Below are 17,507 nucleotides of genomic sequence, written 5' to 3' on the forward strand. Positions count from 1 at the left end.
CCACCGGAGGGAGAGCACACGATGAGCAGGGCCAGGGCCACGAGGACGGACGCGCAGTCCCCCGCACCGCACGCCGCCGACAGCCATGAGTGGATCCGCGTGCACGGCGCCCGCGAGAACAACCTCAAGGACGTCAGCATCGAGATCCCCAAGCGCCGGCTGACGGTCTTCACCGGCGTCTCCGGTTCGGGCAAGAGCTCGCTGGTGTTCGACACGATCGCCGCCGAGTCGCAGCGGCTGATCAACGAGACGTACAGCGCCTTCCTGCAGGGCTTCATGCCGAACAGGGCCCGCCCCGAGGTGGATGTCCTGGACGGGCTGACCACCGCGATCACCGTCGACCAGCAGCGCATGGGCGGCGACCCCCGCTCCACGGTCGGCACCGCCACCGACGCCAACGCGATGCTGCGCATCCTGTTCAGCCGACTCGGCACGCCCCACATCGGCCCGCCCAGCGCGTACTCCTTCAACACCGCCTCGGTCCGGGCGAGCGGCGCGATCACCGTCGAGCGCGGCGCGAAGACCAAGGCCCAGAAGGCGACGTTCGAGCGCACCGGCGGTATGTGCATCCGCTGCGAGGGCCGCGGCTCGGTCTCCGACATCGATCTCACCCAGCTCTACGACGACTCCAAGTCGCTGTCGGAGGGCGCGTTCACGATTCCCGGCTGGAAGTCGGACAGCCAGTGGACGGTGCAGCTCTACGCCCAGTCCGGCTTCGTCGACCCGGACAAGCCGATCCGCCGGTACACCAAGAAGGAGATGCACGCCTTCCTCTACGGCGAGCCGACCAAGATCAAGGTCAACGGCATCAACCTCACCTACGAGGGCCTGATCCCGAAGATCCAGAAGTCGTTCCTGTCCAAGGACAAGGAATCGATGCAGCCCCACATCCGGGCCTTCGTCGAGCGTGCGGTCACCTTCACCACCTGCCCCGAGTGCGACGGCACCCGGCTCAGTGAGGGCGCCCGGTCATCGAAGATCAACAAGCTCTCCATCGCCGACGCCTGTTCCATGGAGATCCGCGACCTCGCCGAATGGGTCCGCGCGCTCAAGGATCCGACCGTGGCGCCGCTGCTCACCGCGCTGCAGCACACCCTCGACTCGTTCACGGAGATCGGCCTCGGCTATCTCTCCCTCGACCGGTCCGCGGGCACCCTGTCCGGCGGCGAGGCACAGCGCGTCAAGATGATCCGCCACCTCGGCTCCTCGCTCACCGACGTCACGTACGTCTTCGACGAGCCCACCATCGGCCTGCACCCGCACGACATCCAGCGCATGAACGACCTGCTGCTGCGCCTGCGGGACAAGGGCAACACGGTCCTCGTGGTGGAGCACAAGCCGGAGGCCATCGCCATCGCCGACCATGTCGTGGACCTCGGCCCCGGCGCGGGCACGGCGGGCGGCACCGTCTGCTTCGAGGGCACCGTCGAGGGGCTGCGGGCGAGCGACACCGTCACCGGCCGCCACCTCGACGACCGGGCCACGCTGCGGGACACGGTGCGCAAGGCCACCGGCACCTTGGAGATCCGCGGCGCGACCACGAACAACCTCCAGAGCGTCGACGTCGACATCCCGCTCGGCGTGCTCTGCGTGGTCACCGGTGTCGCCGGCTCCGGCAAGAGCTCCCTCATCCACGGTTCCATCCCGGCGCCGGAGGGCGTCGTCTCGGTGGACCAGACGCCGATCCGCGGCTCGCGACGCAGCAACCCGGCGACGTACACCGGCCTCGCCGACCCGATCCGCAAGGCGTTCGCCAAGGTCAACGGCGTGAAGCCGGCCCTGTTCAGCGCCAACTCGGAGGGCGCCTGCCCCACCTGCAACGGCGCCGGTGTCATCTACGTCGACCTCGGCATGATGGCCGGCGTCGACACCCCCTGCGAGGACTGCGAGGGGAAGCGGTTCCAGGCGTCGGTGCTGGAGTACCACCTCGGCGGCCGGGACATCAGCGAGGTGCTCGCGATGTCGGTGACCGAGGCCGAGGAGTTCTTCGGCGGCGGCGAGGCCGCAACCCCGGCCGCCCACAAGATCCTGGAGCGGATGGCGGACGTCGGACTCGGCTACCTCACCCTCGGCCAGCCCCTCACCACGCTGTCCGGCGGCGAGCGGCAGCGGCTGAAACTGGCCACACACATGGGCGACAAGGGCGGGGTCTACGTCCTGGACGAGCCGACCACCGGCCTCCACCTCGCCGACGTCGAGCAACTGCTCGGGCTCCTCGACCGGCTCGTCGACTCGGGCAAGTCGGTCATCGTCATCGAGCACCACCAGGCGGTCATGGCGCACGCCGACTGGATCATCGACCTCGGCCCCGGCGCCGGCCACGACGGCGGCAAGATCGTCTTCGAGGGCACCCCCGCCGACCTCGTCGCCCAGCGCTCCACCCTCACCGGTGAGCACCTCGCGACCTACGTCGGCGGCTGAGCCGGGATGTGTGTCACGACGCTGCCGGTGAGGTCCTTCGTCGCGGCCCGCTCCCGTGAGCGGGCACAGCAGTGGACGGGCCCGGAGGGCGTTCGGGATGATGCGGGTGTGTCCTCAAACCACTCGACGCCCGATGACCAGCGCCTGCGGACCCTCAAGGCGCTGCGCCGCGTCCGCGACCGGATGGACCGCGAGTACGCACAGCCACTGGACGTCGAGGCGCTCGCGCGCGGCGTGCACATGTCGGCCGGGCACCTGAGCCGCGAGTTCCGGGCCGCGTACGGCGAGTCGCCGTACGGCTACCTGATGACCAGGCGCATCGAGCGCGCGATGGCGCTGCTGCGCCGGGGCGACCTCAGCGTCACCGAGGTGTGCTTCGAGGTCGGCTGCTCGTCGCTGGGCACCTTCAGCACGCGGTTCAACGAGCTGGTCGGCATGTCGCCCAGCGCCTACCGGCGGCAGACGACGGACGCGACGACGGAGGCGGCAGCGGGCACGACGGTGGGCACTACGGCGGGGATGCCGTCGTGCCTGTCGAAGCAGGTGACCCGGCCGCTCAGGAACCGCGAAACGCAGGTCGGCGAGCCGCAGGCATCCTGACGGGTCGGGGGCGCCGTCCCCGGTGCGGCGCCCCCGACCTGTCGTTGTTACGGAAGGGTCCGCTGGTAGTACTTGTCGCCGTCGGAGTCGTAGACCAACTTGCCGCCGGCGTCGTAGCCCTTGATGTGCGGTGCCACGGTGACCTGCTGGTTCAGCTCGCCGGACGCCACGAAGAAGCCGTCGTCGAGCGCGGCCTTACTGCTGGAGCCGCCGTAGGAGACCGTCACCTCGGCCACCGACGGCTTGACCATGCCGACCACACCCCAGCGGAACGGCAGTTTCCAGTTGCCGCGGTCGATGACCGACTGCTGGTAGAGCTTGCCGGCGTTGGGGTTGACGTACACCGGGCCCTCGTCCTCCATGAGACCGGTGTCGTCGCTGAAGCCGGAGATGCCCTCGGTCTGGCCGTCGTTGATGCGGCACATCAGCGAAGTCCGATCCGGCGACTTCTCCTGCACCGCGACGACGAACATGCCGTCACCGGGGGCGTTGGAGTCGCCGGTGCTGCGCATCGCCAGCAGGATCCGGTAGTCCTCCGCCGTGCCCCGGCCCGGGTCGCCCGAGGCCTGGAGGCCCCCCGCGTCGTAGGCGAGGCAGTTCTCCAGTCCGTCCGCCGCCTGCTCGAAGGTGATCCCGTCGAACAGCTGCCGTTCCGTGCCCGGCCGCGCGGGCCCGCGCGGTGTCGCGGACGGCGTCGGTGAAGGGGCCCGCGTGGCACTGGCCGAGGTCGTCGGGTTCGTCGCCGTGCTGCCGCCCCTCCCGCCACCGCCCAGCGCGTACGCCCCGACCGGCATCGCCGCCAACGTCACCAGCGCCGCCCCGGCCGCCGCCACCCGGCGCCGCCGCTCGACCACGCCCTGCCGCCGGATCGCCGGATACGGCGCCGGCGACGGCCGGATCGTGTAGGCGTCCTCGGCGAGCAACTCCCGCAATTGCTCCTCGAAGTCCCGCTCGTCCTGCGCGCCCTGCCGCTGCTCCTCGCCGCTCACCTGCCGCCTCCCTGCTCCTCCGGGACCCGTGCGAGCCCCGGGAACGTACGCAACTTCGCCAGCCCCTTGGACGCCTGGCTCTTGACCGTGCCGACGGAGCAGCCGAGCACGTCGGCGACCTCCGCCTCGGACAGGTCCTCCCAGTAGCGCATGACCACCACCGCCCTTTGTTTGGGCGGCAGTTGGGCGAGAGCGCCGAGCAGCGCGCCGCGCTCGTCCACACCCGCGTAGCCCGCGTCGCGCCCCGCCACCTCAGGCGGCACGTCGGTCAGCCGCTCGGCGACCCGTCGCTTGCGGAACCGGTCGCTGTTGCAGCTGACCAGCATCCGCCGGACGTACGCCTCCGGATTGTCGGCGCGTGCCACCCGCCGCCATGACCGGTACGCCTTCGCCAGCGCGGTCTGCGTCAGGTCCTCGGCATGGTGCGCGTCACCGGTGAGCAGATACGCGGTCCGCACGAGATGGGACCACCGCGCCCTGACGAACTCCTGGAACTGGGCCTCTGGTTCGGCCTGCATCAAGCACCCTCCCTCGCCCACCAGACCACGGATGCGCCGGATTCGGTTGCCCGGGTGGCCGGGCACCTTTCGAATAGGGGCCATGGAGAGCGAGAAGCAGAGGGAAGACGAGAAGCAGTGGGACGAGAACGACGCCGGAGTCCTCAGGCTGCCGTCCGGACGCCTGGTACGGGGCCGGGGCCTGCGTCATCCCCTGGACCCGACGGCACCGACCCCCACGTACGCCCTCTACCTGCTCGGCAGACAACCACCCGAGGTCCCCTGGGAGTCCCACTGGCTCCGCTGGCCGGACTTCAGGCTCCCCGCCGACCGCCCGGCCGCCCGCACCGCGCTCAAAGAGGCCTGGGAGCGGGCCGCCACCGCGCGGGTCGAGATCGCGTGCGGCGGCGGTCGCGGTCGTACGGGTACGGCGCTGGCGTGTCTGGCGGTCCTGGACGGCGTACCGGCGGAGGAGGCCGTGGACTTCGTGCGGCGGAACTACGACCGGCACGCCGTGGAGACGCCCTGGCAGCGCAGATACGTGCGGCGCTTCAGGTGAGCGTGTCCGCGAGCAGCTCGGCCGTCTCGACGATCAGCGCGTGGTCCGGCGCCGCGTCCTGGTCGGGTCGCGTCGTCTGGACCACCAGGACGAGCGGGGTGCCGTCCTCGGTCCAGGCGATCCCCGCGTCGTTGTTCGTGCCGTAGGAGCCGCCGCCCGTCTTGTCGGCGATCGACCAGGTCCTGGGCAGCCCGGCGCGGAAGCGGTTGACGCTGGTGGTGTTGTTCAGCAGCCAGTGGGTGAGGAGGTCGCGGTCGGGGCGGTTCAGGGCGTTGCCGAGGACCAGGCGGGCGTACGTACGGCCGATCGCGCGCGGGCTCGTGGTGTCCGTGGCCCGCCACGGCTCCGCCGAGTTGAGCTCCGTCTCCCAGCGGTCCAGGCGGGTCACCGGGTCGCCCAGGGAGCGGGCGAAGCGGGTGATGGCGGTGGGGCCGCCGAGTTCGCGCAACAGGAGGTTGCCGGCCGTGTTGTCGCTGAAGCGGATGGCCGCGTCGGCGAGTTCGGCGACGGTCATGCCGGTGGCCACGTGCTTCTCGGTCACGGTGGAGTTCGCCACCACGTCGGCCGCCGTGTAGTGGATGCGCTTGTTCAGCACCTCGCCGTCCCGGTCCAGGTCCCGCAGTACGGCCGCGGCGGCCAGGGTCTTGAAGAGGGAACAGATCGGGAACCGTTCGTCGGCGCGGTGCCGGACGGTCCGCTTCGTGGCGAGGTTGTGGGCGAACACGCCCAGGCGGGCGCCGTGTTGTTGCTCCAGCGCCCGGAGGCGGGCGGTGACGTCGTCCTCGCGCCCGGTGGCATGGGCGGGGGCGCTCGTGAGGAGGGTGGCCGCGGTGGCGGCGGTGCCGGCCCTGAGGAGTGCGCGTCGGGTCACCGGGGAAGTGGCGGGGATTAAGATCTTGCTCTCCTTCGCTCGTGCGTCTTCGACGATCTCTGCAGTGGTCGACGTCCTGTCTCATCCCATGGTTGCGTCGCCGTAGACCATCGGCCGACGGCGCGCCGGGCGCGTCCTCGCCACAGTGGCCGTATGGAGAACACCAAGGGGATCAGCCGGGCAGGGTTTCTGGCGGGGACGGCGGCCGTCGGACTGGCGGGGGCGGTGCTGCCCGCCGGGCGGGCCACCGCGACCGGAGCGAGCGGACGAGGGCGGCGGCACGGGGGACTGAAACACCGGGGTGTCGTCTACACCGTCGGCGAGGGGGAGACGCCCGGAACCGCGTGGAGTACGGCCCGGATGCGCAGGGACGTCCGGATCATCCGCGACGAGCTGCACGCCGACACCCTCGACGTCACCGGCGACGGCGTCGAGCGCCTCACCGCGACGGCCGCCGAAGCCGCCGAGCGCGGGCTGCACGTCTGGCTCCAGCCGACCCTCGGCGACGTGCCGGAGCGGGAGATCCTGGAGAGCATCGCCGAGTGCGGCCGGTTCGCGGAGCGACTGCGCCGGCAGGGCGCGAGCGTCGACTTCAGCGTGGGCTGCGAGTTCTGGCTGTTCGTGCCCGGGATCGTGCCGGGGGAGACGGTCCTCGACCGCATCGAGAACCTCCAGAAGGGCGCGGTCGACATGGCGAAGATGCAGCGCCGCCTGGCCCGCTTCACCGCGAAGGCGGCGAAGGTCGCCCGCTCCGTCTTCCACGGCCGGCTGAGCTACGCCGCCGCGCAGGACGAGGCCTTCGAGCCGGTCGACTGGACCCTCTTCGACGTCGTCGGCATCGACTACTACTCGTACCACCGCCAACCGGCCGACTACGTACGCGAGTTGAAGCCCTACCTGCGCTGGGGCAAGCCCCTCGCCATCACCGAGTTCGGCACGTGCGCGTACGTCGGTGCGCCCGAGTCGGGCGGCATGGGCTGGTACATCGTCGACTACGACAAGAACCCGCCGGAGATCAAGGGCGACGTGGTGCGCAGCGAACGCACCCAGGCCGCCTACATGACAGATCTGCTGGACGTCTTCGAGTCGATGAACCTGTACGCGGCGATGGCCTTCGAGTTCGTCACCCCCGACGCCCCCCACCGCCCCGACAACCCCCGCTACGACCTGGACCTGGCGAGCTACGCCATCACCAAGCCCCTCAAGGACCGCCCGGACGACCCCGATTCGGACTGGCACTGGGAACCGAAGGAGGCCTTCCACGCCCTGGCACGGCGGTACGCGCAGTGCCGCTAGGGCCGCGGTGCCGCTAGGGCCGCAACCCCATCCCCAACACCATGATGAGCCGGTCCTCCCCGGGCCCCAGATAGTCCCGATGCACCCCGCCCTCGGCGGCGAACCCCAGCGACCGGTACAGCATGATGGCCGCCGCGTTCGTCGGCTCGACCGTCAGCCGCACCTCGCCGACCCGCTCCCGGCGCAACTGCCGCAGCACCTCCAGCATCAGCCGTTTGCCGAGCCCCCGGCCGCGCTGGTCGGCGCTGACGGCCAGGCTCAGTACCCAGCACACATAGCCGTCCGAGGTGGTGACGAACAGGACGTAGCCGTGCAGGCTTTCGCCGTCGTCGAGGACGAGGATGCGGTCGCCGTGCACGTCGAGGTGCTGGCGGAGTACGAAGTAGGGGTAGGGGTCCTCGGGGAAGACCTCTCTGTCCACGCGGAGGAGCTCGGGCAGATCCGCCTCGGTGACGCCCCTCATGGTCAGCGGCCGATCGCTGCTGTCGGCGAAGAACGCCTGGTCAGAGCGGCTACCCAGAACAGGGAAACGTTCCTCCGGCACAGCCATCAACTGCCCCCTATGCGATGGAATGGAGTCACTCGTGAGGGTGAGCACCCCTTGCCCGCCGTTTCGGATGCTCAGTTGGAGATCAGCCCATCTTGAGCAGGGCCGATCCGGCGCTTCAAGACCGTGACTTGGCTATGCCTCGACGCGCTCCCAGTGCGCCTTCTTTTGGTACCGTAAGTGAATGACCCAGAGATCGTCGGGGGACGTCCAGCTGAACGCGCAGGTCCACTGGGCTGAGTTCGACCCGATTGCCTACGTGCAGCACAACTACAGCGCCTTACAGGCGGAGGACGCTGAGATCCTGCACCTGATCCGGGATCATTTCGTCGATCATTTCCGGAAGCAGGGCGTCGGTCCGGTTTCCGGTATCGACGTGGGCGCCGGCGCCAATCTCTATCCCGCACTCGCCATGATGCCGTGGTGCGAGGAGATCACCCTCCTGGAGCGCTCGCCCGCCAACGTCAAGTACCTGACGAGCCAGGTCGACGCCTACGACACGAACTGGGACCCGTTCTGGGGCGCCCTGTGCGAGGACGAGGCCTACAGCTCCCTGGGCGCGGACCCGAGGGAGAGGTTCCGCAAGGTCGTCCATGTCGAGCAGGGCGACCTCTTCGGCCTGGCGCGGCACGAGGGCCGGTGGTCCATGGGGACCATGTTCTTCGTCGCCGAATCGATGACCACCTCCCACAAGGAGTTCGCGCTCGGTGTCGAGCGCTTTCTGCGCGCCCTCGCCCCAGGCGCCCCTTTCGCCGCCGCTTTCATGGCGCATTCGCAGGGCTATCACGCGGGCGAGCATTTCTTCCCGGCCTGTGACGTGGGAGAATCCGAGGTGCGCGCGAGCCTTGAGACATTCGCGAGCGACTTCAAGGTGCAGCGGCTCGAATCCGAGGCCGAGGTACGCGACGGATATTCGGGAATGATCGTCGCCTACGGCTGGCGCCGAAATATGGATGACTTTCCACGGTGAATCTTCACAACAGAACAGCGATATTCCTCAATTGATGGCAGTGCGGCCTGTGACAGGGGCATGGGATGCAGATCAAGCCACGCCAGCATCTGCTGGACATCTGGCAGGCGGTCGCCCGCCACTCTTTCGACGGGGGAGCGTGGGAATGGGGCGAATGGGGCAAGGAGAGCAGCGTTGCCGACGCGGAGCGGTTGCTCTGCCTGCTGTACCCCGCCACCGAGATCCCCGCGTTCCGACTGGATGACCCGGACACCACACAGGAGGACGTCCAGCAGGCCCTGAAGCGGGCCGGCGGACGCCTGGAGGTGCCGGCCAACCTGGTCACGGCCGCGGCCGACTTCATGCGGGCACACACCGGTGAGGACAAGAGGCCCACCTTCGCCGGGGGTTACTACTTCGGCTCCGCCGACAAGACCAAGCAGCTCAGCGAGGAACAGCGCCAGGTCGGCGTCGTCGACTCGTTCTCCATGTCGATCACGTTATGCCTCGCCACGCTCGGCTTCCTCAAGATCTACGAGACGAGGACCCGGCGCAGCGACATCAAGGAGACGATCTCCGAGCTGCGCCAGGACACCAGCAACCGGCTCACCGCCGCCATGGTGAGCCTGCTGCGCTCCTTCACCGTCAACGTCTTCGACACCGACTCCTCGCAGGGCGCCACGCTCTGCGAACTCCTCGGCCAGGGACGGCTGTCACAGCGCCAGGTGGTCAACAAGTTCCAGAACCGCTTCCGTTCACTGCGCGCGGCGATCAACGAGAGCGTCTTCCTCGGTATCGACGTCCAGGAAGGCCTCAAGGACGAGAACCAGCTCTTCGAGTGCGGCTGGGCCTGGAGCATGGTGAAGGGCGCTCCCGAGGTCGAGACCGACGAATCCATCGGGCCGCAGCCGGAGGGCGTCGCCAACGCGGTGCCGTATCTGTACTTCACCGTGGTCGCCCTCGACGGTATCCAGGACCTGTTCTCCGACCGCACCCTCACCCTCGGCCTGCTCAACACCGAACAGCAGAAGCTCGCCGAGGCGCTCCGGCTGCGGTGGGAGCTGACCCAGCAGTACTGGTCCCGCATCGCCCGCTTCGACGACGACCGCTGGCCCCTGGAGGACCTGCCCTGGCGTACGACGGGACAGAAGCTGGAGTCGGAGTACTTCTCCCTCTCCGTCGCCGCCATCCTCGTACACGACCTGATGCGGCGCCGCGCCACCGACGACGACCTGACCCGCACCGTCAGCATCATGGAGCGCCTCGCCGAACGCGGCCGTATCACCAGCCGGATGACCGCCGACGACCCCATGGTCCACGCGCTGCACAACGTCGGCATCGCCCTGCCGCTGCAGGGCAGCGAGCGGCTCGGCCCGCCCATGACCTGGTCCATGACGGACTTCTCGGCGCAGCTGCTGAAACGAACCGTCCAGCTGTGCACCCTGTCCCGCAACCTGGCCTCGCACGACCGGCTGCTCAGGCTGGCCGAGGACATCTTCGACCACATGTGGAAGCGCCGGATCCGGGACGGCGAGGGCGTCGGCCTGTGGGACAACATCCACGCGGCCTATCCCGACGCGGAGATCCACAAGCGGCGCGTGCCGGTGTCCTGGAGCATCACCGAGCGCGTCACCGAGGTCATGGTGCAGGCCTACGAGATGTACCAGCAGCCACCGATCCGCAGCCTCGAACTCACCGAGCTGTCAAAGGCGTTGCTCAGTGAGTCCGCCCACCTCCTGGGCAACGAACAGATGGAACCCGCGCCCAAGGACGACGGCCGGCACGGGATGCAGCTCAGGAACATCGAGGTCAAGCTGCGCCGCGCCCGCACTCTCGTGGACGAACAGCCGGGCACGGCCTACGCGTTGACGCTGGAGGTGCTGGGACAGCTCGACGCGCTCGCCCGGGCGCGCGAAGCCGCGGACCGGGGAGTGTGAACCGTGCTGATCTTCGCGGCCTCCGACAAAGGGGGCACGGGCCGCTCCGTGACCAGCGCCAACCTCGCCTACCACCGCGCGCTGGCCGGTGACGACGTCTGCTACCTCGACTTCGACTTCGGCTCGCCCACCGCGGCGGCCGTCTTCGACGTGGCCGACGCCCGCCAGGACACCGAGGACCGCGGCCTGCACGCCTACCTGATAGGAGAGGTGAGCGAACCGGCCCGGATCGACGTCTGGTCCGAGACCGAGCACCAGGTGCTGCGCTTCCCGCCGCCCGGCTCCGGACGCCTGGTGCTGATGCCCGGCGACGTCAGCGGCGGCGAGTTCGCCACCGGCGACGAGAACCTGCGCCGCTGCGTCGACCTGCTGATGACGCTCTACTACGAGTTCGACCTGGTCGTCGTCGACCTCAGCGCCGGCCGCTCCTACGCCGTCGACATGGTCCTGGAGGCCACCGCACAGCCCGAGATGAGCGAGGTCACGGCCCGCTGGCTGGTCTTCCACCGCTGGACCCGCCAGCACGTGGGCGCCGCCGCGAGCCTGGTCTTCGGCAGGCGCGGCATCGTCGCCGGCGGCGTCGACCGCGGGCATGACGAGGAGGCGCTGCGCAACTCCATCCGCTTCGTGAGGGCCGCCGTACCCGACCCGGAATCCCCGCTGTGGTCCCAGGTCTCGCCCACCCAGTCGGCCTGGATGCGCAAGACCGACGACGACCTCAAGCAGCTCGCCTCCAACCTGGGCATCGGATACAGCCAGGTCCTCGGCTCCGTACCGCTCGAACCGGTCCTGCAGTGGCGGGAGCAGCTCATCACCGACGAGGACGTGCTCGACAGTGAGATCGCCAACCAGGACACCTGGACGGCGCTGAGCGGGCTCGCCAAGCGCCTGACCGACGACGAGTCCTGGGAGCAGGCGTGACCGAAGCCGTGTTCCAGGAGACCACCGCGGAGCTGCGCACCCAGTCCGTGCCGTTGGCGCACCTCTCGTTGGAGCTGGGCCACCTCTACATGGAGGACTTCGAGGCGGGCCCCAAGCGCCTGGGCGAGCACTTCGCCGAGGTGCGGATCTGGGTGGACGCGGTGCGCGCGTCGATGGCCCGCCGCAGCAAGCGCCCGCGCATCAGCACCTGCTTCCTCATCGACGACTACTTCACCCGCTTCTCCACCCCGGCCGACCTCATCCCCATGGTGCTGAAGGAGGCCGAGAAGGCGGGCCTGGTCATCGACTACCTCGCCCGTGAGTCGGCCTGCGCGGTCGCCGACCGCATCGAACTCGCGGAATCGGTCATGCACCGCCTCGTCGAGTCGCCGCCGCCGGGCAGCTACGGCTCCCGCCCGCCCGTCAGCCAGACCGGCTGGCTCGCCAACGGCCAGCGGACACCGACGATGCCGGCCCCCGCCCTGGGCAAGGTGGCCAAGGGCTGGGTGCCGCCCCAGGAGACCGCGGCCCGCAACCACTCGGTCTTCATGGACGTCGAGCTGTGGTCCGAGAAGGACGGACGGCGGCTGTGGTCCTGCCCGTTCCTGGCCGCCGTATGGCAACTGGCCCGCCTCGGGCTCTTACGGCACCTCGGTGACCCGGTGCTGGTGCCGAAGGACTGGCAGGGCGAGGACTTCCCGCACGACTGGGACCGGCTGCCGCCGCTGCTCAAGCTCACCGACACCAGGGCGCCGTTCAGCGCGTACCGCACTTGCACGCTCATGCCCAACCGGTTCCTCGCCGTCGAGGACGCCGTACGGCTCATCCTGGACCAGATAGACGTCGACGCCGGGGCGCTGAAGCAGGTCGAGGACCGGTCGGCGGCCGAGGGGATGCCGGTTCCGGCGGCGGTCGCGCAACGCGCCGGCTACGTCTTCTACGAGGAGCCCGGCGACTCCTCCGAGGCCGAGGAGACCTGAGATGACGGCGGCCCCCGGACAGCCCGCACGCTCGGTCCTCGCCTGTGGCGAGGTACGCACCTGTCTTCTCCCGTCCTTCCAGGCACTGGACGGCCGGGCCGCCGCCCAGCTGCTCAAGCTCCGTGCCGACGTACCCGTCCGGGTCTCCGAACGGCCCACCATGCACGTCCTCTCCCCGGAGATCCTGACCGGCGTGGACTGCCGGCTGCCCACCGCCAACGGCAGCAAGGTCCGGGGCGTCGGTACGGTGGCCGCCCGCGTGGCGCTGACCGAGGGCCGGCTGCTCCAGTCGACCGCGTACTTCAGCCTCCCGGCCGCCGGGCCCGACACCCGGCGCCCCTGGGGCCAGTACCTGGTCCGCCCCGGCCTGGTCGAACCGTTCGGCAAGCTGCCCCAACAGGCCGCCGCGGAGGGCGTGTTGCGCGGTGCGGGGCGCGGTGAGCTGGACCTCGGGATGATCGCGGAGGGCCTGCTCTCCCAACTCCGCCGCCACCCGCTCCTGGACCGCAGGGTGCCGTTCAAGTCCAGCCCCACCAGGCTGCGTTGGGTGGCCCGGCGCGAACCGGAGGGCGAGCGGGCGTCCCTGGTGAACTTCACCGTGGCCGAGGGCGGACTGCGGACCATGGAACTACGGCTGCCGGAGCACATCCCAGCCGCATCGGCAGCCGGTATCTGCGAGGATCTCGCCCTGCACGACTGGCTTTTGACGAGTGTTCAGCACATGCTTGACAACAGCCGTCTCGGCACGGCGGACGGGCCTTCGGTCGTGGAGGCGCTCCATCCGGTCGTGGTTCACCTGCTGCATCTGTGGATGCCGCGGGCGCATGTGGACCCCGCGCTGGGTCACCTGTGGGACGTACTGGAAGAGAAACCGGGGTTCTCCCGACAGTGGGAGAACCTGAGCCGCCGCATCAGAGACCGACTGGCCCTCCAGGCCGTGGCCGCGCCGAACCAGGCGCTCAGCGCGCGCTGAGGGACAGCAACCCTAACCACATACAGACGGGGGATGAGAAATGAACGGAGCGCCATTAGGAACAGGGAACAACGGAGGACAGGGACCGCGCCAGGAGCCACGCATGCCCAAGATGTTCTGGCGGATCCTGTTCACCGCCGGGGCGGCGGGCGGGACCTTCCTGCTGACCAGCCTGCTGAGCGAGAACGACGGGAACATCTGGCAGTGGACGGCGTCCATCGTCATCGGCAGCGCGGCGCTGATCGTGCAGTTCCTCATCGACTTCGGCGAGCGGTTCGAGAAGGTCGACACCCGCTTCAACGAGATCCTCGCCGCGACGACCCTGTTCAGCCAGGTGGACGGTTCGGTGCTCCGCTCCGACGAGGTGACCCGGCTGGTCCTCGGCTACACCAAGGTCCGTGAGCAGGGCGGCGACATCATGCAGGCCTTCGCCGAGAAGGAGCTGGGCCGCCTCGCCAAGATGATGGAAGGCCTCGGCAGCGGCAGCGCGGACTGCCCCGGCGAGAACCACGAGTGGCTGATCGACATCACCGACTGCGTCAAGATGACCCTCGACGCCACCAGCACCTCGGTGGACCGCGAGTTCTGGTCCAGCGGGCCCGCCGAGCGCTACCTCGCCGCGCAGGAGAAGGCGATCAAGCGGCGGGGCGTGGAGATCCGGCGCCTGTTCATCGTGCGGACCGAGGACGAGGTCACACCGGAGCTCAGGGCGCTGTGCGACGCGCATCGGCGGCGGGGTATCGACGCGCGTATCGCGGTGCGGTCGCTGATGGAGTCGAACCCCAGAGTGAGCGACTTCATCGTCTTCGACGGCGAACTCTGCCACGAGACCAAGCCGGACCAGGAGAACAACCCGGACAGCACACTGCTGAACGCCGAGCCGGACCATATCGAGGACCACATCACCCAGTTCACCGAGCTGTGGTCGGAGGCGGAGCGCCAGCAGGCCGCTCCGCGGGTCACCGCAGAGACGTGAGGAAACCGCTCCAGGCGGGGGCGGGGATGAGGAGTACGGGGCTGGCGGCGGCGAGCTTGCTGTCCCGGACGGGGACGACGCCGGGGAAGTCGTACGTGATCTCGATGCAGGCTTCCCCGCCGCTGCCTCCGCTGTAGCTGCTCTTGCGCCAGCGAGCGTTGCTCAGGTCGTACTCGCGCATCGTCTGTAGTCCTCTGCTGCCGACTCGATCAGGGCCAGGGACGCCTCCGGGGACAGCGCGGCGGCCCTGAGGAGATCGTAAGACGCCCGGACTCGCTTCACCACCGCCGGGTCGTCCAGCAAACTCCCCGAACGCACGCCTTCTGTATAGACAGTTGGAGGTGCGTCGTCGAAGTCCAGGAGCCACATCATCTTGCCCATCTCCGGGTGCGCCCCAGCCGCGTTCGGCAGCACCTGGACAAGCGCCTTGCGCTCCCGCATCAACGCCGCGATGTGGTCCAGCTGACGTGCCATGACCGCCGGGTTGCCGACCGGGATGCGCAGGGCTGCCTCGTGCAGGACCGCCCAATACACGGGCCGTGTAGCGTCCTTGAGGACCTGGGCCCGGTCCATGCGCCCCCGGACCAACTCCTCGATGTACGCATCGGCGGCGAGCGGATTGCTCGCCAGGAAGACTGCTCGTGCGTACTCCGGCGTCTGGAGAAGTCCCGGGATCACCATCGGCGCGTACTCGGAGATCTCTGTCGCCAACCGTTCCAGCTCCGCCGCATGCGCGAAGTACTCCGTATACGGCTGCTCTTTGATGAGCTTCCGCCAAAGCCGTTCGAAAATACCGTCGGTTTGCAGTGTCTCGTCAATCCGCTGCGCGACATCAAGCTGCGGTTTCCGAATCGCTTGTTCGAACTGGCCGATGTATCCGCCGGAGACGAATACCCGCGCTCCTAACTCCACCTGGGTCATGCCGGCGTCCTCCCTCCGTCGCTTCAACTCCGCGCCGAAGAACTCCCAGGCCGCCTGACGCGAACCGTTGGCCATGGCCAACCCCCTTGTGCTGCCCTGCACTTGTAGTGCCCATTTGGGGCACATACTCCTGCCGAGTGTAGGCGGCGCAGGTCACCATGGAAGTGCAAAGAGTGAAACCCGAATAGGAGGGGAGTTCAGTGACGGCACGACACTCGGCGCGCTGCGTCGAAGAAGCGGAGGAAACAGTGAAGGAATTGCGGGCGGTGCTGCAGAAGGCAGGAATTACGCTCCCGACACTCCGGCTCGACCCGGCGAGTCTCGCGCGTGAAGCACCTTGCCCGCTCGTGGAATTGGGGCGGTGTTCCGTCGAGACCGCACAGCGGCTGGCGGCGGTACTGCGATGAAGCCGCCGATCGGATCGTACGTCGTCGACACTCGTTCGGGTCGGATCGGCGTGGTGATGGGGCATGAGGGGCCCTATGTCCAGCTGAGACCGTACGGGGGCGGGAAGGAGTGGGACGCCGACCCGGGGGCCGTACGCAACGCCACGCCCGCCGAGCGGCTCCGCGCGGCGACCGCTTACGCCAACGCACGCAGCCGGGGTGAGGTTCCTTGACGTAGGGGCGTGCGCATAGGGTGCGGCGGCATGGCCTTGTGGAGATGGAGGAGACGCGGCGCGAAGGCGTCCCGCAGGTACCCCGTGCCGCTCACCGTGCACCAGCTGTGGATGGTGTCGCTGAGCGCGCCGGTGAGCCGGGACCGGGACGCCTCGCGCACCACGCTGTATCCGTTCACGCGGATCGACGGGGACGCCGCCCGGCGCTGGTTGGCCGAGCAGTGGGAGATCACCTCGCGTGAGCAACTGGTCGGCCGGCTCGACGGGCTGTCCCGCAGCGGCTACCGGGCGCGGGCGTACCGCGTCACCGGCGTCGCGCCGCTCGCCTGGGACGCCGCCCTGTACGTCGACATCACCCGCCGTGGCTTCGCCGGCGGGCTGATCGACGAGTCCGACGCCTGGACGGCGCTGAAGAACATCGTGCCGACGGTGGTGGGGACGTACAGCTCGTGGGGCGAGTACGCCGATCACTATCTGCTCGGGCGGCGGGTGTGGCGGGAGGGGCTGCAGGGGACGGAGGACTCCGGTTTCCCGGCTCCGCAGGCGGTCGCGGACGAGCACCTGAGGACCCTCCTGGACCCGGCGAACCGCGCCAGCCCATGGAACATGGCCCCCTGGGACGCCATAAGCCACCCCGACCGCACCCGCTGACTCCTGCCGTACGCGAGAATGAGCCCATGAGTCTGTTCCGCGACGACGGCATCGTGCTGCGCACCCAGAAGCTCGGCGAGGCGGACCGGATCATCACCCTGCTCACGCGCGGTCACGGGCGCGTGCGGGCCGTGGCCCGGGGTGTGCGGCGTACGAAGTCCAAGTTCGGTGCCCGGCTGGAGCCCTTCTCCCATGTCGACGTGCAGTTCTTCGCGCGGGGGAGCGAGCTGATCGGGCGCGGGCTGCCGCTCTGCACCCAGAGCGAGACCATCGCGCCGTACGGCGGCGGGATCGTGACCGACTACGCGCGGTACACCGCCGGGACGGCCATGCTGGAGACCGCCGAGCGGTTCACGGATCATGAGGGCGAGCCGGCGGTGCAGCAGTACCTGCTGCTGGTGGGTGCGCTCCGGACGCTCGCGCGCGGTGAGCACGAGCCGCACCTTGTTCTCGACGCCTTCCTGCTGCGGTCGCTCGCCGTCAATGGCTACGCCCCCACTTTCAGCGACTGTGCGAAGTGCGGCATGCCCGGACCGAACCGCTTCTTCTCGGTCGCCTCCGGGGGCTCGGTCTGTGTCGACTGCCGGGTGCCCGGTAGCGTCGTACCGTCGCCGCAGACGCTGGAACTGCTGGGTGCGCTGCTTACGGGAGACTGGGAGACCGCGGACGCCTGCGAGGCGCGGTATGTCCGGGAGGGCAGCGGGTTGGTGTCCGCGTATCTGCACTGGCATCTGGAACGCGGGCTGCGTTCGCTTCGTTACGTAGAGAAGTAAGCCGGAAGAGCCGGAAGAGGAGACGAG

Annotated in this window: 19 protein-coding genes; 13 read left to right on the top strand and 6 right to left on the bottom strand. The window is 69.2% G+C overall.

From position 1 onward, the window contains the following. The first annotated feature begins 21 nt into the window (after positions 1 to 21). Entirely contained in the window at positions 22 to 2,421 is a 2,400-nt protein-coding gene (locus BLU79_RS31985) for an ATP-binding cassette domain-containing protein (RefSeq protein ID WP_093909454.1), read from the top strand. Positions 2,422 to 2,604: 183 nt separating this feature from the next. Beyond that, positions 2,605 to 3,021 (top strand): helix-turn-helix transcriptional regulator, encoded by a 417-nt coding sequence (locus BLU79_RS31990; protein ID WP_256333536.1) that lies wholly within the window; start codon positions 2,605 to 2,607, stop codon positions 3,019 to 3,021. Between the two features lie 47 nt (positions 3,022 to 3,068). On the opposite strand, the gene BLU79_RS31995 is transcribed toward BLU79_RS31990, so the two are convergent. Next, positions 3,069 to 4,010 carry a hypothetical protein gene (locus tag BLU79_RS31995; protein WP_093909456.1) on the bottom strand — a complete coding sequence of 314 codons (942 nt, stop codon included), beginning with the start codon at positions 4,008 to 4,010 and terminating at the stop codon, positions 3,069 to 3,071. Further along, positions 4,007 to 4,528, bottom strand: a complete 522-nt coding sequence (locus BLU79_RS32000; RefSeq protein ID WP_093909457.1) for a SigE family RNA polymerase sigma factor — start codon at positions 4,526 to 4,528, stop codon at positions 4,007 to 4,009. Before BLU79_RS32000 ends, BLU79_RS31995 begins: the two co-directional genes overlap by 4 nt. Positions 4,529 to 4,610: 82 nt before the next feature. On the opposite strand from BLU79_RS32000, the gene BLU79_RS32005 reads away from it, so the two are divergent. After that, complete coding sequence (locus BLU79_RS32005; RefSeq protein ID WP_093909458.1) at positions 4,611 to 5,066, top strand: protein-tyrosine phosphatase family protein; 456 nt, start codon at positions 4,611 to 4,613, stop codon at positions 5,064 to 5,066. On the opposite strand, the gene bla is transcribed toward BLU79_RS32005, so the two are convergent. Continuing rightward, the gene (bla, locus tag BLU79_RS32010) at positions 5,059 to 5,937 is read right to left on the bottom strand and encodes a class A beta-lactamase (protein WP_256333528.1); all 879 of its coding nucleotides are present in this window, start codon (positions 5,935 to 5,937) and stop codon (positions 5,059 to 5,061) included. The two genes, BLU79_RS32005 and bla, sit on opposite strands and share 8 nt — an antisense overlap. 153 nt (positions 5,938 to 6,090) lie before the next feature. Between bla and BLU79_RS32015 the strand changes: the two genes are divergently transcribed. After that, a complete protein-coding gene (locus BLU79_RS32015) occupies positions 6,091 to 7,233 on the top strand; it encodes an abortive phage infection protein (protein WP_093909460.1) in 1,143 nt (380 codons plus the stop codon). Positions 7,234 to 7,246: 13 nt separating this feature from the next. On the opposite strand, the gene BLU79_RS32020 is transcribed toward BLU79_RS32015, so the two are convergent. After that, positions 7,247 to 7,783, bottom strand: coding sequence for a GNAT family N-acetyltransferase (locus BLU79_RS32020; RefSeq protein ID WP_093909575.1), 537 nt, complete (start codon positions 7,781 to 7,783; stop codon positions 7,247 to 7,249). 181 nt (positions 7,784 to 7,964) lie between these two features. Between BLU79_RS32020 and BLU79_RS32025 the strand changes: the two genes are divergently transcribed. From BLU79_RS32025 to BLU79_RS32050, 6 genes are all read left to right on the top strand, one after another. Further along, positions 7,965 to 8,750 carry an SCO2525 family SAM-dependent methyltransferase gene (locus BLU79_RS32025; RefSeq protein WP_093909461.1) on the top strand — a complete coding sequence of 262 codons (786 nt, stop codon included), beginning with the start codon at positions 7,965 to 7,967 and terminating at the stop codon, positions 8,748 to 8,750. 65 nt (positions 8,751 to 8,815) lie between these two features. Further along, positions 8,816 to 10,666, top strand: coding sequence for an SCO2524 family protein (locus tag BLU79_RS32030; RefSeq protein WP_093909462.1), 1,851 nt, complete (start codon positions 8,816 to 8,818; stop codon positions 10,664 to 10,666). Between the two features lie 3 nt (positions 10,667 to 10,669). Beyond that, a complete protein-coding gene (locus BLU79_RS32035; protein ID WP_093909463.1) occupies positions 10,670 to 11,587 on the top strand; it encodes an SCO2523 family variant P-loop protein in 918 nt (305 codons plus the stop codon). Further along, positions 11,584 to 12,567 carry an SCO2522 family protein gene (locus BLU79_RS32040; protein WP_093909464.1) on the top strand — a complete coding sequence of 328 codons (984 nt, stop codon included), beginning with the start codon at positions 11,584 to 11,586 and terminating at the stop codon, positions 12,565 to 12,567. The genes BLU79_RS32035 and BLU79_RS32040 overlap by 4 nt, the downstream gene beginning before the upstream one ends. A gap of 1 nt (position 12,568) precedes the next feature. Continuing rightward, positions 12,569 to 13,540 (top strand): SCO2521 family protein, encoded by a 972-nt coding sequence (locus BLU79_RS32045; RefSeq protein ID WP_093909465.1) that lies wholly within the window; start codon positions 12,569 to 12,571, stop codon positions 13,538 to 13,540. 103 nt (positions 13,541 to 13,643) lie between these two features. Continuing rightward, positions 13,644 to 14,516 (top strand): DUF6879 family protein, encoded by an 873-nt coding sequence (locus BLU79_RS32050; RefSeq protein ID WP_256333529.1) that lies wholly within the window; start codon positions 13,644 to 13,646, stop codon positions 14,514 to 14,516. On the opposite strand, the gene BLU79_RS32055 is transcribed toward BLU79_RS32050, so the two are convergent. Together BLU79_RS32055 and BLU79_RS32060 are read right to left on the bottom strand one after the other, a co-directional pair. Beyond that, a complete protein-coding gene (locus BLU79_RS32055) occupies positions 14,500 to 14,697 on the bottom strand; it encodes a DUF397 domain-containing protein (protein ID WP_093909467.1) in 198 nt (65 codons plus the stop codon). The two genes, BLU79_RS32050 and BLU79_RS32055, sit on opposite strands and share 17 nt — an antisense overlap. Then, positions 14,679 to 15,512 carry a helix-turn-helix domain-containing protein gene (locus tag BLU79_RS32060; protein WP_093909576.1) on the bottom strand — a complete coding sequence of 278 codons (834 nt, stop codon included), beginning with the start codon at positions 15,510 to 15,512 and terminating at the stop codon, positions 14,679 to 14,681. Before BLU79_RS32060 ends, BLU79_RS32055 begins: the two co-directional genes overlap by 19 nt. 328 nt (positions 15,513 to 15,840) lie before the next feature. Between BLU79_RS32060 and BLU79_RS49305 the strand changes: the two genes are divergently transcribed. Genes BLU79_RS49305 through recO form a run of 3 tightly spaced genes read left to right on the top strand, consistent with a single transcriptional unit; the run spans position 15,841 to position 17,480 of the window. Next, entirely contained in the window at positions 15,841 to 16,056 is a 216-nt protein-coding gene (locus BLU79_RS49305; RefSeq protein ID WP_093909469.1) for a hypothetical protein, read from the top strand. 30 nt (positions 16,057 to 16,086) lie between these two features. Next, positions 16,087 to 16,707, top strand: a complete 621-nt coding sequence (locus BLU79_RS32075; RefSeq protein ID WP_093909470.1) for a DUF1266 domain-containing protein — start codon at positions 16,087 to 16,089, stop codon at positions 16,705 to 16,707. Between the two features lie 26 nt (positions 16,708 to 16,733). Continuing rightward, positions 16,734 to 17,480, top strand: coding sequence for a DNA repair protein RecO (gene recO / locus BLU79_RS32080; RefSeq protein ID WP_093909471.1), 747 nt, complete (start codon positions 16,734 to 16,736; stop codon positions 17,478 to 17,480). Positions 17,481 to 17,507: the final 27 nt, after the last annotated feature.

The organism is Streptomyces sp. cf386, assembly GCF_900103585.1.
Lineage (GTDB): Bacteria > Actinomycetota > Actinomycetes > Streptomycetales > Streptomycetaceae > Streptomyces.